Below are 24,734 nucleotides of genomic sequence, written 5' to 3' on the forward strand. Positions count from 1 at the left end.
TTATTCAAATCGTACATATTGCGATTGGGTTGACCCAAGAACTTACAATGTACGTAACACAAAATTAGGCAGGGGGAAAAGTTATGACAAGTTTACGGTTACATATAGAAAATAAAAAAAGAAACCAAGAACTAAGGAATATTTGTTTATATTCAATTGCAAAAACAGTATCAATATTCGGTAGCTCTATTTATAGTTTCGCATTAGGATTGTATGTATTACAAATAACCGGATCTGCTTTAAATTTCGCGATTACGCTTATTTTAGGAACGATTCCAATGATTGTTATGAATCCATTTGCCGGTGTAATTGCTGATAAGGTTGATAAAAAGAAACTCGTCGTTTGTATGGATGTACTAAGCGGATGCTTATTAATAACTGTTTATATAGTAAGCAACTATTATGGGTTAAACTTATTCATCATTTATACTACTACCTTTCTGATGACAGTATTTACAACATTTTTTGTAATAGGTTTAGAGGCTGCAAAACCAAATATCGTCTCTAAAGAGAGACTAATGAGTCTTAACTCTATAAGTAAAATTATCGATTCTATATCTTTAATTCTAGGGCCTATGTTAGGGGGCATTGTTTTTGCAGTCTTTGAGATGAACACTTTTATAATCATTAACGGTATTTCATTTATCCTTTCGGCTATATCCATATTGTTTATCAACTTTAAATTATGCGAGCAATACATAAATAAGGAATGTTCAATAAGGGAAATTAATTTTATGAAAGATATAAAGGAGGGATACTCTTACTTAATGGAGCGGGAGAACTTAAAAAATACGTTTCGTATTTTAATTTCACTTAATTTTTTTCTAGGATTTTCTGTAACTGTTCCATTGCCATACATTATGAATACAGTTCTCAATATTAGTTCTAAACAATTTGGTTTGATTCAAGGGACTTTTCCAATAGGTATGGTAGTTGGTGCAATAATAGTAAAAAAGATAACGAATCGTTTTTCTTATTCCTATCTATTGAAAAAAACAAGTTTTATGATGGCAATTTTTATGATAGTTTCAGGTGCACCTGTTCTATTCAAAAGTATTGAAGTGAATAAAATTGTATTTGTGACCATGTACTGCGCCATTATGTTCTTTTTAGGGTTAATGATAGCATTAATCGATATCCCTTTAATTTATTTTATGCAAAGAGAGATTCCAGATGAATATAGGGGCAGAGTGCTTAGTATTGGATTAAGTTTAGGTAAAATGATGCAGCCGATAGCACTGGCATTATCAGGTCTATTATTAAATCATATTCCATCCTACACGCTTCCAATTGGAGGAGGAATCGTATTTCTTATTTTAAATCAGGCTTACTCAAATAAATTGAATTTAGAAATTCATTCAAAAGGGTATAGTGTTGAACGTAATTAAATAATATCGAAATAGCGCAGGATCATCATCCTGCGCTTATCTATCGTAATTCAGCTGTTTTTCTAATAACAATCTTATCAATATCGTCTTCTTCATCACCAATAAATAACCCGCGTTCTTTTAAATACGCCTCAAAATATAAATCTGCTTCTGCACGTTCATCATATGGTTTTACAGATAGAACGAAACCTAATTTGTTTTGTTCCTCTAGATGAGAAGTGGAAATGTATGCCGGTACATTGTGGCGTAAAAAGAGTTCTTTAACCGGAATAATCATATCTTTCATTAATTTCGTTAACATACCCATTTCAAACTCGAAATTAAAACGATCTATACTACATAAATCGGCGAATACTACACCAATAAAACCTGTATTATATACTTCTTGATATTCTACTTCCTCGTTACCGTAAAAATTCTTTTCGATTAAATAATTTATAAAGTAAGCAACACCGTCACTTTGTTCAAAAGGCTTCGTTGAAAGAACAAATCCGATTTTCTTTTGTTTATGTAAATATACACATGACATGTATGCTGAAATGTTATGCTCTTTAAATAGAGAGCTTGTTGCCCCAGATAGACCATCTAATACGTGATGAACAATTTGAAGTTTTTTACGGGCGAAATAATAGGATTTCTTTTGTAACTCCAATGTATCAATAAAGACAGAGCCGATAAAGCCTGTATTTGAAATAATAGGTGTTTGCTTTTTTCTTCCTCTGCGCTTTGTTTGAGCCATTGTAAAAATCATCCCTTCATGTACAATTAAAATAAAAAAGAACATTTGTTCGTATATGTATATTTTACTATTAAAACGCTCTAAAGTAAAGGGTTTTTGACGAAAAAACAACAAAAAAGACACCTGTAAAAGGTGCCTTAAACGTTGTAGGGAAGAGGGTTCATCCCAACTATTTATATTATGATACAGAAACAATCTCTTCCGTATCTTCTACATCTAAATGACAGTCCATTGTACGAACATCTTGATCTTCATGACTTCCGAAATAAATAGTAATTTTCATATGTATCGCTCCTTTATTCTAGGAATACCTAAAATAATTACTAGTAATGTTAATATTTATTATATACCACTTTTTTCATTCCGACAACGTTATATCATATTTAATTCTTTAAGGAGACAAAGAGTGATTTATAGAGATATTTTTATAGAAATAGGTATATTTCTTATATGTTATATTTAATACTGAAAGATTCGAATTTGAATTTTTATGAAAGGGGCAAAATGAATGAATTTTAAAAAGTTACTAATAGATAATTTTACATATAAAACTTCATATATTGCGCGGCAGGCACAGGGAATGAATGTGAAAGAAACGAAGGATTACATCGCTGTCGACTGTGGTTTACCTGCAGATACATTTAATATCATTACTTTACTAAACAATAATGTAACGGAAAATATCGAGAAATTATATAAGGAGGTAGCGTACTATAATCAAAAGAAATATCCAATGAGTGTTTGGTTTTGGGATGAGAAGCTAGAGGGTAATATAAAGAATGAATTAATAAAGCTTGGATTAAAAGAAGCAGAACAAAATATCGCGATGGTAGCAAACTTACATACAATACATCCAACAACAAACTTGCCAGAAGGTTTTACAATACAAAAAGCATCTTCGTCAGGACAAATTAAAAAGTTTGGAGAAGCGTTAGCTAGTCTATTTGGTACATCCGAGGAAGGTATACATGTACAAGCATTCTACAATCAAACTGCTTCTTTCCATTTATGGAATAGTGAAAATATGAAACTATACTTAGGGTTTTATAAAGATGAAGTCGTATCGGTTGGTTCATTAGTGTGTACACAAGATAGTATTGGTATTTATGATATAGCAACGAAAGAAGAAATGAGAGGAAAAGGATTTGGTTCTACTATGTTTCATTACTTGCTGCAAGAAGCAAAGGAATTAAACGTTGCTCAATGCGTATTACAAGCTTCACCTGATGGGATTACTATTTATAAAAAAGCTGGTTTTCAATCTGTTGGACAAATGACTGTATTTGAAAATCGACATTTATTTGAATAAATTATCCAAGCCAAATTGCTTTCATGTAGGAGCTAATACATCATTATGAAAAAGATTTATATCGTTACAATCATTTGCGCCTTTCTATTAATAGGTACTTTTGTTTATCATAAAGTAAATGAACTTAAGTACACGAAAGCTATTAATCAATCAAATCACATAAAAAATATTGCACATAGAGGCGCCTCTGCGTATGCGCCGGAACATACAATACCAGCTTATACATTAGGACAACAATTAAAAGCAGATTATATAGAAATAGATCTCCAAATGACAAAAGACGGATATTTAGTAGCTATGCATGATGAAACAGTAAATCGTACTACAAATGGTACAGGGCTAGTTAAGGGACATACATTAGAGGAATTAAAGCAATTAAATGCAGGTTCTACTTACAATAAAAAGTATCCAAATTTAGCAAAGAAAGAATATGAAAATGCTAAAGTTCCAACACTAGAAGAAATAATTGAAATGTTTGGGCATCACGCGAACTATTATATTGAAACCAAATCACCTGATGAATATCCAGGAATGGAAGAAAAGTTATTAGAAATTATCAATCACTATGAAATACAGGATAAAGTTATTATTCAATCATTTAGTGAAGAAAGTTTGCAAAAGCTACATAGTTTACATGTTAATATACCTCTAGTCCAATTACTATCTTACAAAAAAGCAGTTCAATTAACTGAATCAGAAATAGAGAAGTATAGTACATATTGCATAGGTCTTGGTATGAACTACAAATATATTGATGCAGCTTATGTAAAGAAAATAAAGAAACACGGATTAGAAGTTCATCCATTTACTGTAGATAATGAAGCAGACATGAAAAAGTTAATATTATGGGGAGTTGACGGGATGTTTACGAATTATCCGGATCGATTATATTCAGTTTTGAAGTTTAATTAAAAGATACTATTTTTAACGTAATAGTTTATAGAAATTTTCGATTAATATATAATTAATCTAGTTAAAATAAAAAGGAGTGTAAGTAGGATGAATATATTAGCTGTTGTTCCACGCCTCTATGTTTCAGACTTACAAACTCATCTAGAATTTTACAAAATACTATTAAAGCAAGAAAAACCACAGGAATTTCAAATGAATGGAACGCATGTAATTAGATTTACAAATTTACTTTTAATTGAAGAATTAAATGAAACAATTAAGAATCATGTTGCTGCAACGATCGTAATTGATGATCTCAACGAAGTAAAAGAACTAATCTTAAACTATAACGGCGTAATGATTACTGAACCAATACAAGTACCTACAGGTATGAAAATGATAATTCGTCATCCGGATGGTAACATTATTGAATACATAGAGCCTACATTAAAATGAAATTCGAAAAAGAATCCAATACTTTATTGGATTCTTTTTATTTAGCTATAAGTGACTAACTTAAAGCAGTACAATTTTGAATTTATTAATAAAATATTACATTGAGTATAATGTTTTATAATAATCATCAGAAAGTAACGAAAATGTAATGAATTTTAACTACGCTTTTTATATTTTTTTGATACACTGGCTACGAGAGGAATACCGATTAATGTAGGTAAAAACCAAAACCATATAGGTGGCAGTAAATTAATTAAGGGGATATGAATGCCGACGTTTACTAAAAGTGCGGTTACCGCACCTATATAAGAACCTAACATACCTCTAATATGGTGGTGGATCCAATTTTTCCAGCGTTTTTTTCGTGCTAGGTATCCATAAATCGCAAAAGCATAAGAGAAAATTGCTACATAAAATAAATATGCGATTTTATCCCAGTTTATAATGGATAATATAATTGCAGTGAGGGTAATGACAACATAGGATGCATGATATATTTCGCCCCATTCCGTATGTTTCCCTTTCTTCTTTTGAGCAACCATCGCTACAATACCGGTAATTAAACATATTGTTCCAAATAAAATGTGGATGGTTAAAAGAACATTGAAAATACTCATAATAATTCCTCCTTTTTTATTTTTATAGTATTGCAGTATAGGAGAAAAGTTGAAACATATCGTTTATTCGTCTTAATATATTGAAATAAAGGTACTCTTAGAACAAATTTTCTTGAATTTAGTGAGTCACGTATTACGTGAAATGAAGGAGAGACTTCCATGTTTACATCTATTACATATTTACAATCAGGGAATGACAAGCAACAAAAGGTTTATGATGTTTTGAATAAACTAAACATCATGGAGGATTTAGCTTTATATAATCCCGTTCTTTGTGGGACTATACCTATAAGAATTGATACGCTTCAATCTGACTTAGATATAGTAATGGAAGTACATAACTTTGATGTTTTTGAACAAGAAATGAGATCTTTATATGGCTCTTATGAAGGATTCAAAATAAAAAAGAAAAAAATTAAAAATACTGAATCGATAAAAGTAAATTTTGAATTTGAAGGTTTTAAATTTGAATTATTTGCTCAGCCTAAGCCAGTGCGCAACCAAAATGCATATAGACATATGATAGTAGAGCACATGTTATTAATGCAACATCCACATATAAGAGAAGAAATTATTCGCTTAAAAGAGAACGGTTTAAAAACAGAACCTGCTTTTGCTCAAGTATTAAACATTGACGGGGATCCTTATGAAGGACTTATTGTGTTGGGGCAGGAAATGCGGTTGTGGTAAATAAAATACACAAAAACTCCTCTATGGAAAAAGAGGAGTTTTTATTATGTCATTAACTTACGAATTAATTCGCTTAACAATTTAATACCGTTAGTCATTTGCTCTGGAGAAGCATATCCATATGATAAACGAATGTATCGATCTGTTTCTTCTTCATAGATACGTCCCGGGTTTAATAGAATCCCTTTTGATAGTGCCTTTGAAAATAATTTCTTCATCGGAATGCTAGGTACTACCTTTAGCCATATAAAAAATCCACCACTAGGAATATCCCAGGTGGCAATATCTGCACAATACTTATCTAAAGCTTGTATCATTATTTGTCTTCGTTCTTTTAGTTTAATTCTTACGTTTGCAACATGTTCCTCATAAAAACCTTTATTTATCCATTCAGCAGCAACTCTTTGAGATAATGAACTCGATCCATAATCTGTTTGCATTTTTATATCTGATAATCTATCAATAACTGGTTCAGGTCCAATAATCCATCCAATTCTAAGTCCTGGGGTAAGTGTCTTAGAGAGACTACCAATATATAATACATGTCCATGTTTATCCCTTGATTTTAAAGGCACTGGTGGTGGTTCATCAATCCATAACTCGCGATAGATATCATCTTCAATAATAGGTAACTGTTCCTTTTCGCATATTTTTAATATTTCTTTTCTTCGCTCTTTAGACATTAATACCCCTGTTGGATTTTGAAAACAAGGGATTGAGTATAAAATATTTTTCTTCTGACTGTATTTAATTCGTTTTAATAACTCGTTAGGTAATATACCGTGAGGATCCATAGATATACCAGATAGATTTATATTTGTTGATTGAAATACATGAAGTGAATATAAGTAAGAAGGTTGTTCAAGTAAAACGGTAGACTCTCTATGTAAAAGACCAATTGATATTAATTGCAATGCTTGTAATGCACCCGAGACGATTAATATGGAACCCGGTGATGCTTGTATTCCAAATGATTTTACGTATTTACTTATTGCTTCACGTAACGGATAAAACCCTTTTTGTTCCTCATATCCAAAATAGTCTAATTCCTCACTTACTTTCTTCATAATGGACTGCATCGTTTCTAATGGAAAAAGATGAGGAGAAAGTTCGCCTTTACTAAGATGGATAAGTTTGTTATTTGCTTCTGCTTCATTTATTTCTCGTACCATTAACTTGCTTGGTTTATGAATACCAGCCTTTACATATTCACTCCAATCAGGTGGTGGATTTGTTGCTAATAATGACCATGTATTATTCGTTACAATTGTTCCTGCTCCAATTTTCCCTTGAATCAATCCATCAGCCATAAGTTCATCTAGTGCAGTTATTACAGTGCTGCGATTTACTTGAAATAATTTCGCTAACTGCCTTTGACTAGGGATCTTACTTCCAATTGGCCATTCTCCATTTTCAATTTTTTCTTTCATATAATCTACTATCTGCTGATACTTAGGTAGTTTTTTACTAGTGGTCATCAAAAAACTCCTTCGCTCACTTGAAAAATGCCAAGTGGTTGGTTTTTACGATAAAAAACTGGTTGAAGACATTGTATCAACTATTAAATATGATGGGAAGAAATAATTGGTAATTATAAAGTGGTTGGTTTGAAGGGGGAGAGAAAACATGAATTATAAAAAATGGGATTATCGAATTATATGTGCTCATTCTTTTACAATTTTAATTTGGGGAACGGCCTTTCCGGCAATTCGTATGGGCCTTGAATCTTACACACCTGAACATCTTACTTTACTTCGTTTGTTAATCGCTTCATTCATACTTCTTTTGTTTTCGTTTTTATACAAACTACGATTACCTAATCTAAAAGATATTCCAGCGATTTTTTTATTTGGTGCTTTAGGATTTACTTTTTACCACATTGCATTAAACTATGGTGAAAAAACAGTAAATGCTGGATCGGCAAGTTTAATCGTTTCAGTTACTCCTATAGTAACGGCAATTCTTGCTTTTGTTTTTTTTAATGAAAAAATGAAAGCAAATGGATGGATCGGTGGTGTAATTAGCTTTATAGGAATTGCTTTCATATCATTTAGTCAAGGGGGGGCTATTCAATTTAATAGCGGGGGATTATTTATATTATTAGCAGCCGTTTCAGAAAGTCTATTTTTCGTTTTTCAAACATCGTACTTAAAAAAGTACGGCTTCTTGCCATTTACCATATATACAATTTTATCTAGTACGGTATGTATGCTTATTTTCTTACCGGGAATGTATCAAGAAATACTGGTGGCTCCTCTTGAAGTGAATTTGAGCGTTATATATTTAGGTTTATTTCCAACAGTACTCCCGTATATTGCATTGGCCTATATTATATCTCATACTGGTGCTTCCGAGGCAACAAGCTCTCTATATTTAACGCCAGTAATTGCTTGTTTTATAGCTTGGGTATGGTTAGGTGAAGTACCTACTTTTATTTCGGTAGTTGGTGGAGTAATTACTATACTTGGAGTTTTAATAGCGCATGTATCATTAAAGAAAAATATTCGAAGTGAAAAGTACAGCGATATAACTGGATAGATTTTTTAGAAGTGATAATTCCCTGTTTCTTAAAATTAAGAAACAGGGAATTATTTTATTGCGTTGAATATATAAATACATTCTTTTTATAAAGGAGCTTACCATATTGAATATCCAGTTAAAGGTTGTTACGAGAGAGAATTGGGAAGATGCATTAAAGTTACAAGTTAAAGAAAATCAAAGGAAATTTGTTCCGGCTGTAGCAGTTTCACTTGCTAAAGTATATATAAAACCAGATGGGGACGCTGTAGAATACCAACCATTTGCGATATACAATGGCGATCTAATGGTTGGTTTTGTTATGCATGCTGTTGTAAAAGAAACAACTGATATGTATTGGATAAACGGATTTATTATCGATCAAAAGCAGCAAGGTAACGGTTATGGAAAAGCAGCATTACAAGAAAGTATATATTTAATAAAAAATACGTTTAAGGCGTGTAAAGAAATTAGATTAACAGTACATAAAGATAATATCTCTGCAAAGAAACTATATGAAAGTTACGGTTTTCAGTCATTGGGACATGATTATGATGGCGAGCAAGTATATCGCTTATTCGTTTAATTATTATGTAGCAAAGGTGTGAAATGAATTATGCAATTTACTGAAGTCAAAATTGAAGTATTTATCCCTGAAGAATACATTGAAATGTTGAGGAATGAGTTAAATAAAATTGGTGCTTGTAAAACGGGAGAATATGATCATTGTCTGTCCTATAGTTCTGTGAAAGGATACTGGAGACCGTTAAAAGGTGATGCGCCTTTTAACGGGGAAATTGGTCAGATTTGTGAAGGGCAAGAATGTAAAATTGAAATAAAGTGCAAACGGGATCTTGTAAAGGATGCACTTGAAGTTATTAACGAAATTCATCCGTATGAAACACCTATGATTTATATTATCCCGATATTAAATGACTATTTTAATCAAATATAAAATAAATGAATGGGAGGAATAGCAATTGAGCAATAAATTTCATCATATTGTACGAGCTGTTATGATTAAGGATAAAAAATTGTTAGTGGCTGAATATATTGGCCATCATTATTTTTTACTAGGTGGTCATGTTGAAGTTGGCGAATCAGCTGAGAATGCATTAATAAGAGAACTAAGGGAAGAGCTCGGAGTAAATTGTAGTATAAAACAATTTTTAGGAGTCATAGAAAACCGATGGCAAGATCGAGAAGTTCTTCACCATGAAATCAATCATATTTTTGAGATAGATTCACAAGAGCTACATATTGATTTCATACCAAAATCTAAAGAATCTCATTTGGCGTTTCACTGGATAGATTATAATCAAGAAGCTTTACATACTTATAAAATCATGCCAGAACCTTCAGTTAAAGAGTTACTAGAAAGAAAATTAAGTGATGAACTACTAAACTGTTGGATTAGTAATTTTTAAAAACCTCTATTAATAATAAATTCGTCCAGCAAAAAGTGATTAAGAAAATAGGCTGAAAAACAAGGTACATCACCTAGTGTAAGTTCATATTTTGTTGATGTACGTATTCAAGTATATAGCCATTTGTTTCTACTTTGTTTATTAAAATTTATTAACTTCAATATGTGGACGGAATTTATATTTATAAATGGAGGGGTTTCATAATGAATCAGTTTCAACAAGAACTACAATCATTAAACCTTAATGATTATCAAACTGGTAATGTTGTGTATTGGGATCAACAACAAAGTCAATATCCATACTACTACATTCAAGACGATGCACGTCGTTGCGGCGGATGCGGAGGTTGTGGTGGACGCTGTGGCGGATGTGGCGGCAGATGTGGTGGTTGTGCAGGTCGTTGCGGCGGATGCATAGGATGCGCTGGATGTTTCGGTTGCTTTAATTGCTGGAACTGGTGGATCATTTAAGTATAGAACATCAAAGATATTTTGCTTGAAGGAAAGGTGTGAAAACTATTTTGCACTTTTCTTTCAAGCTGTAATTTTTATGTGTATTAAGGGGGATTTATTTGTATACATATGATAAGTTGATTTCTTGGGTAGAAAATATAAAAGAACAAAACCATAGCTCTGCAGCAGCGCTTTGCATAATGAAAGATAACAAAATTGTACTGGAGCATTATAGTGGCTATCACTCAAATACATCTACAAGCAAGAAAGTAACAGCATCTTCACAATTTAACGTTGCTTCTGCTAGAAAAAGTTATTTAGGATTAATGATAGCGTATGCGCTTTACGAGGGGAAAATAAACTCTATTGATGATGAAGCGATAAAATATTTTAAAGACTTTGATCCTGTATTGCTTAGTAAAACGACGATAAGAAATTTAGTAACACATTCGCACGGATTAGAAGAAACGAATGACGGGATAATTTTTCGTGAATTTGAACCGGGGCAAGGATGGGCGTATAGAGATATTAATGTAAGAATGATGACACGTCTTATTTATCAGCTATATAACAAAAGTTTTCCTGAATTGTTAAAAGAGCGTGTGTTTAAACCTGCTAATTTCCAAGAAATAGGATGGAGAATACAGCAAGATGATAATTTAGTTGCAGTTGTTGATGATCCAAATAAAGACGCAATTAGTGAAATTGGTACAGTAGATGACGGTACTGAAAAAAATCTGTTTGTCTCCGCTAGAGAATTTGCACAGTGGGGCAACCTTCATTTAAATCAAGGTATGATAGATGATAAACAAATTGTTCCAAAAGAAGTTATAAAAATCGCTACGAGTTTGCAGAGTCCAACATATGCAAATAAAGAGCTACCACAAAATGGCTTGTTTTGGTTCGTTCAAAATGAACCTGCACAATTAAGTGAACTAGGCGAACGTGTACCAAAAGGCTCGTATCAAATATTAGGAATTACGGGACCAACTATATTAGTAATACCTGAATATAATGTAGTTGTTGCGAAAATGTATAATAAAAGATACAACTACGGCGGTGATAATTATTTATATTATTTACGTGAATTTAGTAATTTAGTCGTTGATACATTTCGTAACAGTAATAGGGAATAATTACTCCTATAACAAAAAGGAGTGATTGAAAGTGAAAGATAAAGTGAACAAAAATAAAAAGCAAAATATAAAAGATGTAAATACAGAACAAAATGCAATTTATAGTGATCCAAAAGATGCAGCTAATATGCAAACGGTACCGCAGCCGAAAGATTTTGATGAAATTGAATATTAATTTTTCGTTTATCCGACTATATGATGAATGAAAAATACATCTTAAGTCCCATCTCATGACAGAAATCTTTTGGTATTCTATATACATAAGCATTTGAAAATGTCTTATCTTAACAAAGCTTTCTTTAAGTAAATCTAATATAACCTGCAGAAAGACACTTCATAATGGAGTGTCTTTTTGTGTACATGAATTCAATTTCCATTTTTCATGCAGTATCTTGCTTTTTAGGATGGTTATACTAACTGTGAAAATTCATGTCACGATAAAAGAAGGGGACAGTTAGTATGAAACAAACTTCTATAAATCCGTTACTAATTGTTCTAGGTACAATCATTGTTCAAATTGGCCTTGGAACAATTTATACATGGAGTTTATTTAATCAGCCCCTTGTAAGTAAGTTTGGATGGAACCTTAATTCAGTTGCTATAACTTTCTCCATTACAAGCTTCTCTTTATCATTTTCAACATTATTTGCAGGAAAGTTACAGCAAAAATTAGGGCTTCGAAAACTCATCGCTACTGCAGGGATTGTGCTGGGACTCGGTTTAATACTAAGTTCACAAGTTTCCTCCTTACCATTACTATATTTATTAGCTGGTGTAGTAGTTGGTTATGCCGATGGAACTGCTTATATCACATCATTATCTAATTTAATTAAATGGTTTCCGAATCGGAAAGGGCTTATTTCAGGTATATCTGTATCAGCATATGGAATGGGCAGCTTAATCTTTAGATATATAAACGGAAATCTGATCGACAGCCTTGGTGTATCACAAGCCTTTTTATATTGGGGGATTATCGTCTTACTTTTAGTATTAATCGGATCGTTCTTCTTACGTGAAGCAATAGTAAGTAACACTGTAGCTGAGACTTTACACAATGATTATACACCTCGTGAAATGATGCGAACGAAACAAGTATATCTTTTGTTTTTTATGCTATTCACATCGTGTATGGGCGGTCTATATTTAATCGGTATGGTCAAAGATATCGGAGTGCAGCTCGTTGGACTTAGCGCAGCAACCGCTGCTAATGCCGTCGCAATGATTGCGATTTTTAACACTGTAGGTAGAATCGTTCTTGGAACGTTATCAGATAAAATAGGTCGAATGAAAATCGTTTCTGCAACGTTTATTATCATTGGATTGTCAGTCTTTACATTAAGTTTCATTCCGCTAAATTACGGCATATATTTCGCATGTGTAGCAAGTGTTGCCTTTTGCTTTGGCGGTAATATCACTATATTCCCAGCTATTGTTGGAGATTTCTTCGGATTAAAAAACCATAGTACAAATTATGGGATTGTATACCAAGGTTTCGGATTTGGTGCACTTGCAGGATCATTCATCGGGGCGCTTCTTGGAGGATTTGAACCAACCTTTATTATAATCGGCGTTCTTTCTGTTATCTCTTTCATTATATCTATTTTAATTCGTCCACCAAAAGCAGAAAAGAAAAAAGAAACACAACATTTATATCGAAAAGTAGCTTAAGTTTAAAAAGAGTCCTCATAAAGGGCTCTTTTTATATTACACAACATTTAATTTTCCCTTTTTAGCCATTGTGTAGGAAGAATACACTTACTTAATTTAAAATGAAATGATTTGAGAAGCAATAAAGTTGTTTATTTATTAACGAATCAAGTAGCAGATAAGTAAAATATTCATATTGTTTTATAAAAGAATCAAAATATTGATAAAAAACTACAGTTAATCCGCTTCGCTAGTAGGCATACATTTCATTATAAAGGTAGTTGGCTTATTTTGGTTACAACTATAATTTCTTCTTTTATTGCATTTACTTCAACAAATATTGATGATATTTTTATACTCCTTGTTTTATTTTCACAAGTAAAGACAGGAGTATGTAAGGAAGAAGATAGAACTTTCCAGGGGAAAACTAAGATAAAAGAACTTTATATTGTTATTGGACAATATTTGGGGTTTAGTGTAATTATTTTTCTAAGTATTATTGGTTTCTTAAGCTCTTTTTTCATTCCTATATCGTGGATCGGATTATTAGGATTCGTGCCAATTTATATGGGGATTAAAGGACTATTCTCGCTTCGTTCTAACAAAAGTAATGAAGTCATTGATAACACTTCTGGCTCATTATTTAAAGTAGCTGCGATTACATTAGCTAATGGAGCTGATAATATCTCAATTTATATACCAATGTTCACTAGTCAATCCTTGGAAGCAAATTTCGTTACATTAATTATCTTTTTTTGCATGATAGCAATATGGTGTTTTATTAGCTACACATTGTTAAGAGCTCCTATTTTAGCTAAAGTACTTGAGAGAAATTGTCATATTATCGTTCCAATTGTTCTAATTGGTTTAGGAATGTTCATTCTTTTTCGCAGTAATACAATTGAATTATTGTACTAATACGTTCAAACTAATGGAAGTTTTAAGTAAAAAGAATCAAACGCGGTAAAAAGCTGTACTACAAATAAAATGTAGTACGGCTTTTTTAAATTTTAGTGAAATGAAACATTGCACTACGACAATTAAGTTAGACAGGATATTACGATTATTAAATTGAATAGATACTTTAAAAGGAGCGTGATAATTAAAATGAAAATAGTAAAACAATGGGTCCAAGAAGATAGTGATTACATAAGAGAAAAAGTAATTGAATATAATCAAAAACATATTTCAGATGAAGAGAAAAAGCCTTCAGAAAAAATTAGTTTTATAGTGAAAAATGAAAATGAAGAAATAGTAGGCGGAATAACTGGAATTACATTTTGGCACCACGTACATGTTGATTTCTTATGGGTTTCTGAAGAATATAGACACGAAGGTTATGGAACCAAGTTAATAAAACTTATTGAAGAATTTGCACTTGAAAAAGAGTGTAGCCTAATCAATTTAGATACTTTTAGCTTTCAGGCACCTGCTTTTTATAAAAAACATGGATATAAAGTAATTGGAGTAAGTGAAGATCACCCTAAAGGGCATAATCGATACTATTTGGAAAAAAGGTTAGAAAATATATAGAATCCCAAAATGAATCAATCAAATCATAAAGAGCGTACGTTGAATAATTACTTTCAAAATACGTTCTTTTTATTTAGAAATGAAGGGGGATCAATTATTACCTTTACTAAGGGTAGATAAATGAAATACTCTATTAATTTTTTTATATTTTAAAACGATTAAATGGTAGAATGTAACAAAGACAGAAAATTCTCGTTATTGAAGGTGGACTTAGATGAAAAAAGTAAATGTTACATATGCGCTTTTATACGATAAAACAAATGAAAAGATCTTAATGGTAAAAAACAAAGGGAAGAATGGTTCTTATTACACACTACCAGGTGGTGCAGTTAAATTAGGAGAAACGTTAGAGGAGGCAGTCATTCGAGAAGTAAAAGAAGAAACCGGTCTACATATAACTGTAAATGGTATTTGTTACATTAGCGAAGCTTTTTTCGAGGAGAGAGGACACCATGCAATATTCTTTAATTTTTTAGGTGAAATAATCGGCGGGGAAACAAATATAACAAGGCCAAAAGAAATTGAAGAGATTACTTGGATGGAATTACATAGAGCAGAACCGCATTTACGTATACCAGAACACTTATTAAATATATTACAAAAGAAAGAAACAGTACCTTACTTTTTTAACGGAACAATCATTCATCAATCTTCATAAAACTATCATTTCATGTAAGGCGGGGAAAAAATGGAGTTTATCGTTAATCATAAACATTTCACTCAAGCACTTTCAGAAGTAAGTAAAGCAATATCTACGAAAGCTATAATTCCTATACTATCCGGTATAAAAATAACTGCAGATCAATCTGGAATTACTTTAATCGCAAGTAATTCAAATATTTTCATCGAAAAATTCATCCCTAGTTCCATGGATGACGAACAAATTACGACTACCTTAAAAGCAGGAACAATTGTTGTACCTGCAAAATACTTCATTGAAATTATAAAGAAAATGCCAAGCGATATAGTAATAAAAAGTAAGAATGAGCAAACAATTACCATACAATCAGAAGAAATCACATTAAACTTAAATAGTTTTCCAGCGAATGAATTTCCTAACGTACCACAAATAGACGATCATGCAGAAATACAAATAGAAACAAAACAATTGATTGATGCGTTTAAACAAACAGTCTTTGCAGTAGCGAAAAATGAATCTAGACCCGTTCTTACTGGCGTACATATCGAGTTAGACCACAACAAATTAATATGCGCTGCAACTGACTCTCATAGACTAGCTATACGTGAAACATTAATTTCTACTAATGTGAAAGCGAATTGTATTGTACCAAGTGCAACCATTAATGAACTTTTAAAATTAATGAACAGCAATTTAGAATTCGTTTCTATTTATCTATCAGAAAGCCACATTATTTTTACATTCGGCACAACTACATTATATTCAAGATTAATTGAAGGGAAATATCCTAATATATCTAGTTTAATTCCAAATGAATTTCAAACAGTCATTAACATAGATAGACAAAGAATGTTACAAGGGGTAGATCGATCAAGCTTATTAGCAAGTGAATGGGCAAATAACAATGTTAACTTAGAAATTGTAAATGAATCTACAATTAAAGTTTCTTCTAATGCTTCTCAGATTGGAAAAATATCTGAGACACAACAGATAGATGTAATTCAAGGTGAAAAACAATTCAATATATCTTTCGATGGACGATTTATGTTGGATGCTTTAAGGGCAATAAAAGAAGAAACGGTTACTTTAAGTTTCAGCGGTTCTATGAGACCGATATTAGTTGAAGCAGGGACACACTCTGCAGCAATCCATCTTATATCTCCAGTAAGAGCTTATTAAAAACGGAGGAAGGAATCACGTTATGTACAAGCACACTTTATGTTTTATAAAAAGAAATGAAGAGATACTTATGTTAAATAGAGAATATGATCCGGTAAAAGGATTATGGAATGGTGTAGGAGGAAAGATAGAAAAGGGCGAAACACCTTTAGAAAATGCCATTCGTGAAATAAAAGAAGAGACTAATATAAAAGTTACGCATGATCAAATTCAATTTAAAGGCATTATTACATGGGAGGATTCTTCATATTCTGGCGGAATGTATGTTTATCTAGTAGAGTTACTTCATGAATTTATATATCACACTCCAAAAAAAGTCTCAGAAGGAATTCTAGATTGGAAAGAGATTTCTTGGATTCTTAGTGATTATAATTACGGCGTAGGAGAGATGATACCTAAATTTTTAGTTGAAGTGCTCCACAATGAATTCATATTAGAGCATAATTTTATTTTATCTAATCATAAATTAATAAATTATAGGAATCAGAAATTGGTTAAGCAGGATAGGTTACTTACTTCTTTATATAATACTATTCGCTTATAAATAACAAACTAAGAGAAAATGAAAATTTCAGATAGGAGATTCGATATGTGGACAACAAATATTATCAAAACTCCAAGAGGAAAGTTTGAATATTTTCTAAAGGGAGAAGGACCTCCACTTTGCGTTACTCATTTGTATAGTGAGTATAATGATAATGGAAATACTTTTGCAAACCCATTTACTGACCATTATAGCGTATATTTAGTTAACTTAAAAGGATGTGGCAATTCAGATTTGGCTAAAACTGATTCTGAATATAGTATGACCGAAACGATTAAAGATTTAGAAGCGATTCGAGAAGCTTTATATATTAATAAGTGGGGGTTTGCTGGTCATTCGACAGGAGGGATGTTAGCTCTTGTATATGCGACTGAAGCACAAGAAAGTTTAACGAAAATAATTGTTGGTGGCGCAGCGGCGAGCAAGGAATATGCATCTCATAAAGATAGTATATATTGTAGTGAAAATGTAAAATTTAATAGAATCGTATCAATTATGAATGCATTAAATGATGATAGTACAGTACAAGAAGAAAGAAAAGCATTAAGTAGAGAGTGGGCACTTATGTCTTTTTATTCTGAAGAAAAGCTTGAAGAGGCATTAAAATTGCCAAATAGCGGAAAGACAGTTGGCAATCGGTTAAATTATTTTAGACAAGTTGAATATAAAGATTATGATGTTCGTCAGAAACTTAAATTCGTAAAAATCCCAAGTTTTATATACTGTGGTAAGCATGATGCACAATGTCCCTACATATTTTCTCGTGAAATAGCAAATTTAATCCCGAACGCAACATTAACTAAATTTGAAGAAAGTAATCATAATCCATTTGTTGAAGAAATAGACAAGTTTAATCAGTTTGTCAACGATACATTATAATCAATAAGTAAAAAGCGAATCTTTTATATAAGACGATTCGCTTTTTATTATAATTAGACTTTTTGCCACCAAGCATACCTAGGATAGTCTGTAGATTTTAACGTAATAGATTCGCCAATTTGAGGTGTTGTAATTTTAACTCCTAAACGGTTAGCTTCTTTCGTAACACGTTCTATCGGGTCACTCCATTCGTGTAATGCTAATGTAAAAGCACCCCAATGAATCGGAAGAAGTAATTCTCCTTGTACATCAATATGAGCTTGTACTGTTTCTTCAGGCAACATATGAATTGCAGACCACCTTGGATCATATTGCCCGCATTCCATTAACGTAAGATCGAATGGACCGTATTTTGCATCAATCTCTTGAAGATCTTCATGCTCTAAAGAAAAAGCACCACTATAACGTTTACTATTAAACAGAGGAAACGGGGAAGAGGCATCTCCAAACTGTGGCTATTTGTAGTTTAAACGAAATCATTTTACCTTTCACCGTAATTGCAGTACATTTAATAAATTTGTCAAATTCATTATTCTTATATACAAAATAAAAACCATGCAGCAGCAGATAAAACGAATACTAAGTAAATGTAAATTGTTTTAATTTAGTAAATTTCTTCTTACAAGTAACAAAGAACATACGTTTTGTTATATGTTATAGAAGAAAATATGTCCCTAATTATTAAAAGGAAGGGGAGGATGTAAGTGCAAATAGAGAGAAAAAAGAAATCAAAATGTAAACTATCAAAATCTGAAATAACGCAGCTATATACAGAAGGGAAGAGTACCTCAGAAATAGCTACGCTTGCTAATGTGTCTGCAAGGTATATTCGTATGGTTCTATCAGACAGCAACGTGCCAAGGCGCACTATAGGGAGCTGGAAGAGAAAGTATGACATAACAGAAGATTATTTTAAAACGTGGTCAAATAACATGGCTTATATTTTAGGGTTTATAGCAGCTGACGGTGTTATACCAAAAGAAAATCAATGCGTCAGTATATCACAAAAAGAAAGTTATATTTTAGAAGACATAAAAAAAGAACTAAAAACAAATCAGCCGCTATACCAAAACAAAAAAACAGGTGTATATATGCTAAATATTAATAGCAAAACAATAAAAGATGACCTTATGAACATACATGGAATTATGCCATGTAAATCTTTTAACATTGAATTCCCTTTCGTACCAGAAGAATATTTACATCATTTTGTTCGTGGATATTTTGATGGGGATGGTTACGTCAAGTATGAAACTTATACAGTAAGCTTTGTAGGAGGATCATATAGCTTTATGAATTCTTTAAATCAGGTACTACAAAATCATAATTTACCAGCCGAATTACTAAATCAAAATAAACATTATCGCGTCATTTTAACCGGAAGAAAACCAATACAACTATTTCCAAAGTGGATTTATAAAGATAAAGATATTTATCTGCATAGAAAATATAAAGAATTTCAGAAAGAAAGTCTAAGTCTAGATCAATTAAAAGATCGAAAGCTAAAAAGAACTTAAGCTGCTGTTAAGCAGAGAAAACAAAATTTCCTTAAGGAATATATGAAAAATAAATGTATCGCTAAAACTTGTTCCATTTTAGAAATAAAAGAACCAACTTTTAAAAGTTGGTTAAAAAATGATAATCAATTTAAAAAAGACTATGAAAGAATTCATTCATTATAAAAATGTAAGGAACCTTAGTATATCTATGCTAAGGTTTTTAATTTGGGATTATTAGAGGACACTCATTTTCGTTTATAGAACTTAATAAATACATAGATTTTATAATGAATTTATTAGTAAGGGAGAGAATATGAAATGTTCACTAATAATAGTCCGGAGAATATATTACATACAGCTTATGAAGCAAAAATGATTTCGTCTGGAGATAATTCGCCATCTATAAAAATAAAAGGAACGAAACTTCAATATTTACTTGTATTGATTCATCTTGGTTTTGAGTCAAATGCTATAAAAATGATGTTAAATTGGACGAATGATGAATTTGAAAAGCGCGTTAATTTATTAGAAGCAGAGGGGCTATTGAAACAAATAGGAGGGAGGTACTATCCAACGTGTATGATTATAACAGTTTGTGAAGGAGAAAAGCTTTATAATCTTTGTGAACCTCTAATTAAACCAACACTTAAGATTTTTGAAAACTATTCAAGTCATATTGAAGATATTTCAAAAAGAATCGACACGTTTAATCATTTATCTAGAGAATCTTATAGTCTTTTATTGTATAGTGGTGTGTTATTAGATTTTGGACAAATAAATTACATTGAAGAAAACTATTTAAAAAAGAAACGACCTTTAAGAAATAAGAAACGATATTATTATGCTATTCAAGAACAAGAACTAACAGATATAGAGGCTTTCGGGATGTATGGTAATACGTATTTAGATTTAGGAGAAGTTCAAATTGGTCTTTATGGAAATTCTCGATATTCAACATTAAATTTAATAACAGCAGATAACGAAACATTTAAAGAATATTTTCAAAACAATAGTACCGATATTAATTATAAGAAAAAACAATTAGTAAAAGGTTTCGTAGCAGCAGATAGACAAAAAGACTTACATTTAAACGTAGTTTACGAAAAATTAGGCTTATATCAAAATTCACAACCTGTTATCCCTGTATTTAAACCAACAGACTTATTTATACTTAACGAAATTGCAAACACAATCAGTGAAGATTTAGTCTTATTATTCAATGAAAACGATAAACCTTTAAAACAATACTTTGCCAGCAGCAGATACTCAAAAGAAATTACTTATGAAGAGTTTTTTATCTGGTGGTATCACTTTTTCTATACAAAAGTAACTGAAGAATTAATAAAACAAGGTGTAATTATAACAAGCACACAAAAAAATCAAACGTACATAATCCATCAATAACTTTAAATTAAAGTGTTAATATACTTTTACAAATGTAGCAGCTGAACGGTAAAATTTGAATTTAAAATCTAATATAAAGAAAATAAGATATTCAAAGAGGAGAAGAGCCATGCAAAAGAAATTTATCAATCCAGAAACGATGCCACCAACTTTTGGATACTCACATGTAGTGGAAGTTAGTAACGCTAAACGAACGATTTACATATCTGGACAAGTAGCAATTAATATAGACGGTCAAATTGTTGGAATTAATGATTTAGCTACACAAACACGACAAGTATTTGAAAATATTAAAATCGCATTAGAAGCGTCAGGCTTAAATTTCAATGATGTAGTAAAATTAACATTTTTCTTAACAGACATTTCTCAAATGGCCGTTGTTAGAGATATTCGAGATCAATACATTGATACTAATAATCCACCGGCAAGTTCAGCTGTCGAAGTTAGAAAGTTAATTAACGATAACTTATTAATTGAAGTCGAAGCAATTGCTGTAGCAAACTAATTTTAAAAACTTATTATGAATCATATCCATGCAATTCGTTTAATGTGTTCATTTAAAACGAATTGCATTTTTTATTGTCTTAAATATAATTTATATCTGGAGACATTATCATCAACAACTCATAAAACAACAACAAATAAGCACACAATTGATTATACAGAATGAATCTGATGAAAAGGGAAGCGTAACAATATAAACTAACATATAATAAGTTTATTACTTTTATCCAGTTAACATAATATATATTATAGGCAGTTATAGAAACGAAGTAATACCAGGTATCAAAACCCAAGTAAACTATACTTAATGAGACGAAACAGAGATTTTTAGTGAGATTCACATAAAATCTTCTTTAAACGCATTTATACAGTTTTTTATCTTTTTTTTATTTATAAATTCATCACAGCAAATCTTAATCGATTATTGATTAAGATTTAACGAATCAAAAACATTTTTGATCAGTAACAATTTTTTTATGCGGAAAAATCTTTTTACAAAATATAAATTAATAATTTTATTTTATGTTGTACTTTATAAATTTATTGCTATTTACACACGTTTTACAACTTTACATTATTTCTTGTTATTTCTGTTATTTACGCTTGACTTTTATTATTCGTATTATCTTACACTCTAGTTAACATAACGTTTATTTTTAACATAAAAAAATCTCCCTCACCTTCAGGAAGATTTTTTAGCTTGCTAGTATTTCATTTATATCTTTTTAGTAGCAATCCCAGTTGTAAATAACATTGGAAAAATCTAGATTTAACAAATCTTCTTTTTTAATAAAGAAATTAGCAACACCAGAATCTCCCCACATAATATTTAATGAGTCGTCTGTATCGATTTGTAGTAATAATATATCATGTTGTTGGTATTTTTCTTCCCATTCCCTTGGATCTGTCTGTGTAAAAAATGGATAACCACCAATTTTATGTCCGAAATCTTTACATAAATCATCATACAGTTCGCCTAATTCTGTATTATTTTCTTCATCAACAATTTCTTCCCAATCAATATCCTCACTAAACATCTTTTCAAATCGATAATCTCTAGATGTTATGGGTTGATAATCTAATTCAAATTGTAATTTTGCCGCTTCAGGTATGATAAAGTCTTCTATTTCTAAAATGTTTAAATAACTAAAATCAGTAATTACCTTATTTAAATCTTCAGTAATTGTAGAATGATAAATAATTCGAAAGTCTTTTTGGATTGTTGGGTGATCAAAATCTGCTCCATAAAGCTCATCATCAGTACTTACGAAAAACTGCAATATTCCTTTTTGGGGCATATATTCAACATGCGGAATTTCTTCAAAGTTTAACTGTGCAAGTAACATCATAGGTTGTCCATTTGAATCTTTAGGATGCTCTTGATCTATAGGTAAATACGGATAACCACCAAACTTACTTTCAAAAAGGGTTGTCTCTGCTAATGTTCCAGACACTTTAATATACGGTTTTACACTTTCTTCTAAAATACTACGATACTGCTCTAGTTCTTTCGGAATTTGAAGTTGATACGTATTCTTCATCACATTTGCCTCCCTTTCATAATGAATTGAAAATGCCTTACTTAATTATATAGCAAGAGATAGCTTCATGAAAAATTGTTAAAAGTCCGTTTTCACCCTCGTTTTTTGCGCACTTGCTGGACAAAGTAAATTATGTTCTAAAACCTTTTTATTAATAGTCCGAATTAAATTCGCTGCTTCTGCAGTATTTGTATTTTCTTTTAGTTTTTCTTTTAAGTCATCAATTTCCTTTGAAATCTCAATCCACCTAGGTAAAACATGATTATTTTTCAAAGTTCTATACAGTTGTTTTTCAGGATTGTACGAAAGATCTTTATCAAGATTCAGTGGTTTCCCTTTACCAGGTAAATTATCAAAAGACCCTTTCTTTTCTGCTTCTTTAACGATAGAACTAATATGATCCTCATACGTATAGGACCAAACTTTCTCATCTTTTACTAAAATCTCTTGCTTTTTTAGTTTTTTATCTAGTTCTTCTTGATTCATAGATTCTCTCTCCTTTTTATTTTTTAGTGTCGTTTTTGTAAGTTCTAATGCCCTTAATCCATCGAATAGCTTTTCTCGCCACCACACGCTATCATGTCCGCCTTGAAACTCTTCATAAGTGGTTTGGTATTTCTTTTCTTCTAAAGCTCTATATAGCCGTTTATTAGCCGTTAAAAGAGGTTCGTTTTCAAGTTCACCTACTGCTATGTAAGAATTGAGATGAGTCGTATTAAAATCTATTGATGAAATTTGATTTTCAATCCAAGGAATTGTATTTTCGTAATTATCCTTTTCCCAATGTACGGATCCAGACATTGACAACACATTTCCGAAAATATATGGATTTTGAAGTGCTGCATAAAAAGCTGCTAGGCCACCAAGACTGAAACCTGCAATTGTTGTATGTTTCGCTTCTTTATGCACACGATACTTAGCCTGAATCCACAGAAGTAATTCCTTCCTTAAAAATGTATTCATTTTATCGTTATAAGTTAGCTCTTCTAATCTATCAACAGGATCTATGGCAACAGCAATACACGATGGGATTTCTTTTTCGTAAATTAAATAATTAAGTGTTTTTATGATTGAAAGGTCATTAATGAATGAATTCCCATCAAATACAATGAGAAGTTCTTGAAGATGTGAAGTGTGAGAATAATCATGAGGCGTATAAATATGAATTTTACGTGTGTTATTTAAAATCGAACTATAAAAAGAATATGTTTCAATCTTTCCGGATGGATAATCATTTGAAGGAAAACGACTGCTATACTGCACTTCCATATCTATTTTTAACACAGACGCTTTATTGGCACCTTCTCCAAATACATTTTCATTGAATGGGTCTAGTCGGTACTGTTCACTACGCTTTCTCCAATCATTTTTGAAAAAATCATTTACTGTAAAATAATAAGTTGAAATGAACCTTTTATTCGTCCTAAACGTAACATACCAAATATCTGTCTGTAACAATCGTTGTAATTGATTTACAGACAGATCCCAACCAGGAAAACTACCGACTACATAAACATTTTCAGTATTTTGATCACCTAACCATATATACGTTATAAGTTTATACTGATTATCTATAGGACATTGTTCTACTAGTGGTGTATGATTTGACTTGATTTCATCCAAAAAAGTATAAAGAGCTTTTTCGTTTCCATTCTTTAATTGATTTTTAAGCTTCTCTAACTTAGGACTGATTATTGTAGTCACCTCTCTTCCTCCTTTGTAGTATTCTATATGTAGTTTTT

The 24,734-nt window shown here is 31.3% G+C and carries 26 protein-coding genes and 2 pseudogenes; 22 read left to right on the plus strand and 6 right to left on the minus strand.

Translation table 11 applies throughout. From position 1 onward, the window contains the following. The first annotated feature begins 83 nt into the window (after nucleotides 1-83). Nucleotides 84-1,388: an MFS transporter gene (locus tag PSR14_RS13710; RefSeq protein WP_073541707.1), complete on the plus strand. Its 1,305-nt coding sequence runs from the start codon at nucleotides 84-86 to the stop codon at nucleotides 1,386-1,388. 40 nt (nucleotides 1,389-1,428) lie between these two features. Here PSR14_RS13710 and PSR14_RS13715 read toward each other — a convergent pair whose 3' ends face one another. Next, a complete protein-coding gene (locus tag PSR14_RS13715) occupies nucleotides 1,429-2,127 on the minus strand; it encodes a hypothetical protein (protein ID WP_001990662.1) in 699 nt (232 codons plus the stop codon). Between the two features lie 508 nt (nucleotides 2,128-2,635). On the opposite strand from PSR14_RS13715, the gene PSR14_RS13720 reads away from it, so the two are divergent. The 3 genes from PSR14_RS13720 to PSR14_RS13730 all read left to right on the plus strand — a co-directional run bounded on the left by PSR14_RS13720 (nucleotide 2,636) and on the right by PSR14_RS13730 (nucleotide 4,783). Further along, nucleotides 2,636-3,436: a GNAT family N-acetyltransferase gene (locus PSR14_RS13720; protein ID WP_001009625.1), complete on the plus strand. Its 801-nt coding sequence runs from the start codon at nucleotides 2,636-2,638 to the stop codon at nucleotides 3,434-3,436. A gap of 45 nt (nucleotides 3,437-3,481) precedes the next feature. Next, nucleotides 3,482-4,348: a glycerophosphodiester phosphodiesterase gene (locus PSR14_RS13725; protein WP_000725530.1), complete on the plus strand. Its 867-nt coding sequence runs from the start codon at nucleotides 3,482-3,484 to the stop codon at nucleotides 4,346-4,348. A gap of 87 nt (nucleotides 4,349-4,435) precedes the next feature. Continuing rightward, complete coding sequence (locus PSR14_RS13730) at nucleotides 4,436-4,783, plus strand: VOC family protein (protein WP_001022864.1); 348 nt, start codon at nucleotides 4,436-4,438, stop codon at nucleotides 4,781-4,783. A 155-nt stretch (nucleotides 4,784-4,938) separates the two neighbouring features. Here the strand turns inward: PSR14_RS13730 and PSR14_RS13735 are convergent, their stop codons facing one another. Next, nucleotides 4,939-5,400, minus strand: coding sequence for a DUF2306 domain-containing protein (locus PSR14_RS13735; protein ID WP_000021777.1), 462 nt, complete (start codon nucleotides 5,398-5,400; stop codon nucleotides 4,939-4,941). Between the two features lie 159 nt (nucleotides 5,401-5,559). Here PSR14_RS13735 and PSR14_RS13740 point away from each other — a divergent pair, with 159 nt between their 5' ends. Then, entirely contained in the window at nucleotides 5,560-6,090 is a 531-nt protein-coding gene (locus PSR14_RS13740; RefSeq protein WP_000495173.1) for a DUF4269 domain-containing protein, read from the plus strand. 44 nt (nucleotides 6,091-6,134) lie between these two features. On the opposite strand, the gene PSR14_RS13745 is transcribed toward PSR14_RS13740, so the two are convergent. Continuing rightward, on the minus strand, nucleotides 6,135-7,568 hold the full coding sequence (locus PSR14_RS13745; RefSeq protein WP_000213547.1) for a PLP-dependent aminotransferase family protein: 1,434 nt from the start codon (nucleotides 7,566-7,568) through the stop codon (nucleotides 6,135-6,137). A gap of 148 nt (nucleotides 7,569-7,716) precedes the next feature. Here PSR14_RS13745 and PSR14_RS13750 point away from each other — a divergent pair, with 148 nt between their 5' ends. The 14 genes from PSR14_RS13750 to PSR14_RS13815 all read left to right on the plus strand — a co-directional run bounded on the left by PSR14_RS13750 (nucleotide 7,717) and on the right by PSR14_RS13815 (nucleotide 18,044). Continuing rightward, complete coding sequence (locus PSR14_RS13750) at nucleotides 7,717-8,628, plus strand: DMT family transporter (RefSeq protein WP_098487554.1); 912 nt, start codon at nucleotides 7,717-7,719, stop codon at nucleotides 8,626-8,628. A 106-nt stretch (nucleotides 8,629-8,734) separates the two neighbouring features. After that, nucleotides 8,735-9,193, plus strand: coding sequence for a GNAT family N-acetyltransferase (locus tag PSR14_RS13755; RefSeq protein WP_001025608.1), 459 nt, complete (start codon nucleotides 8,735-8,737; stop codon nucleotides 9,191-9,193). A 30-nt stretch (nucleotides 9,194-9,223) separates the two neighbouring features. Then, complete coding sequence (gene cutA / locus PSR14_RS13760; protein ID WP_001160785.1) at nucleotides 9,224-9,562, plus strand: divalent cation tolerance protein CutA; 339 nt, start codon at nucleotides 9,224-9,226, stop codon at nucleotides 9,560-9,562. A gap of 25 nt (nucleotides 9,563-9,587) precedes the next feature. Further along, entirely contained in the window at nucleotides 9,588-10,034 is a 447-nt protein-coding gene (locus PSR14_RS13765) for an NUDIX domain-containing protein (RefSeq protein ID WP_000066164.1), read from the plus strand. A 203-nt stretch (nucleotides 10,035-10,237) separates the two neighbouring features. Then, on the plus strand, nucleotides 10,238-10,504 hold the full coding sequence (locus PSR14_RS13770) for a heterocycloanthracin/sonorensin family bacteriocin (RefSeq protein ID WP_001071388.1): 267 nt from the start codon (nucleotides 10,238-10,240) through the stop codon (nucleotides 10,502-10,504). 101 nt (nucleotides 10,505-10,605) lie between these two features. Beyond that, complete coding sequence (locus PSR14_RS13775) at nucleotides 10,606-11,622, plus strand: serine hydrolase (protein WP_098487555.1); 1,017 nt, start codon at nucleotides 10,606-10,608, stop codon at nucleotides 11,620-11,622. A 31-nt stretch (nucleotides 11,623-11,653) separates the two neighbouring features. Beyond that, complete coding sequence (locus PSR14_RS13780) at nucleotides 11,654-11,797, plus strand: hypothetical protein (RefSeq protein WP_000653680.1); 144 nt, start codon at nucleotides 11,654-11,656, stop codon at nucleotides 11,795-11,797. A gap of 284 nt (nucleotides 11,798-12,081) precedes the next feature. After that, nucleotides 12,082-13,290: an OFA family MFS transporter gene (locus PSR14_RS13785; RefSeq protein WP_000815154.1), complete on the plus strand. Its 1,209-nt coding sequence runs from the start codon at nucleotides 12,082-12,084 to the stop codon at nucleotides 13,288-13,290. Between the two features lie 270 nt (nucleotides 13,291-13,560). After that, nucleotides 13,561-14,187 (plus strand): cadmium resistance transporter, encoded by a 627-nt coding sequence (locus tag PSR14_RS13790; RefSeq protein ID WP_000258891.1) that lies wholly within the window; start codon nucleotides 13,561-13,563, stop codon nucleotides 14,185-14,187. A gap of 189 nt (nucleotides 14,188-14,376) precedes the next feature. After that, nucleotides 14,377-14,802 carry a GNAT family N-acetyltransferase gene (locus PSR14_RS13795; RefSeq protein WP_000706719.1) on the plus strand — a complete coding sequence of 142 codons (426 nt, stop codon included), beginning with the start codon at nucleotides 14,377-14,379 and terminating at the stop codon, nucleotides 14,800-14,802. Between the two features lie 214 nt (nucleotides 14,803-15,016). Further along, nucleotides 15,017-15,460 (plus strand): NUDIX hydrolase, encoded by a 444-nt coding sequence (locus tag PSR14_RS13800; protein ID WP_000757639.1) that lies wholly within the window; start codon nucleotides 15,017-15,019, stop codon nucleotides 15,458-15,460. Between the two features lie 30 nt (nucleotides 15,461-15,490). Next, nucleotides 15,491-16,621, plus strand: a complete 1,131-nt coding sequence (gene dnaN, locus PSR14_RS13805) for a DNA polymerase III subunit beta (RefSeq protein WP_000394454.1) — start codon at nucleotides 15,491-15,493, stop codon at nucleotides 16,619-16,621. A gap of 22 nt (nucleotides 16,622-16,643) precedes the next feature. Continuing rightward, nucleotides 16,644-17,165 (plus strand): 8-oxo-dGTP diphosphatase, encoded by a 522-nt coding sequence (locus PSR14_RS13810; protein ID WP_000276526.1) that lies wholly within the window; start codon nucleotides 16,644-16,646, stop codon nucleotides 17,163-17,165. Between the two features lie 45 nt (nucleotides 17,166-17,210). Beyond that, nucleotides 17,211-18,044, plus strand: a complete 834-nt coding sequence (locus PSR14_RS13815; RefSeq protein WP_000269889.1) for an alpha/beta fold hydrolase — start codon at nucleotides 17,211-17,213, stop codon at nucleotides 18,042-18,044. 53 nt (nucleotides 18,045-18,097) lie between these two features. Here the strand turns inward: PSR14_RS13815 and PSR14_RS13820 are convergent. Continuing rightward, nucleotides 18,098-18,499 (minus strand): annotated as a pseudogene (locus PSR14_RS13820) (MBL fold metallo-hydrolase); the annotation flags it as partial. A gap of 249 nt (nucleotides 18,500-18,748) precedes the next feature. Here PSR14_RS13820 and PSR14_RS13825 point away from each other — a divergent pair. The 3 genes and pseudogenes from PSR14_RS13825 to PSR14_RS13835 all read left to right on the plus strand — a co-directional run bounded on the left by PSR14_RS13825 (nucleotide 18,749) and on the right by PSR14_RS13835 (nucleotide 21,452). Then, nucleotides 18,749-19,726 (plus strand): annotated as a pseudogene (locus PSR14_RS13825) (LAGLIDADG family homing endonuclease). Nucleotides 19,727-19,861: 135 nt separating this feature from the next. After that, complete coding sequence (locus PSR14_RS13830; RefSeq protein ID WP_000494909.1) at nucleotides 19,862-20,947, plus strand: hypothetical protein; 1,086 nt, start codon at nucleotides 19,862-19,864, stop codon at nucleotides 20,945-20,947. Between the two features lie 109 nt (nucleotides 20,948-21,056). Next, nucleotides 21,057-21,452, plus strand: a complete 396-nt coding sequence (locus PSR14_RS13835; RefSeq protein WP_001169703.1) for a RidA family protein — start codon at nucleotides 21,057-21,059, stop codon at nucleotides 21,450-21,452. Between the two features lie 724 nt (nucleotides 21,453-22,176). Here the strand turns inward: PSR14_RS13835 and PSR14_RS13840 are convergent. Further along, nucleotides 22,177-22,992 carry a YwqG family protein gene (locus PSR14_RS13840; protein ID WP_000799784.1) on the minus strand — a complete coding sequence of 272 codons (816 nt, stop codon included), beginning with the start codon at nucleotides 22,990-22,992 and terminating at the stop codon, nucleotides 22,177-22,179. A gap of 78 nt (nucleotides 22,993-23,070) precedes the next feature. Continuing rightward, nucleotides 23,071-24,696: a DnaJ family domain-containing protein gene (locus PSR14_RS13845; RefSeq protein ID WP_000207492.1), complete on the minus strand. Its 1,626-nt coding sequence runs from the start codon at nucleotides 24,694-24,696 to the stop codon at nucleotides 23,071-23,073. Nucleotides 24,697-24,734: the final 38 nt, after the last annotated feature.

The sequence above is a fragment of the Bacillus sp. A01H genome (genome assembly GCF_045277205.1).
GTDB classification, from domain to species: domain Bacteria; phylum Bacillota; class Bacilli; order Bacillales; family Bacillaceae_G; genus Bacillus_A; species Bacillus_A paranthracis.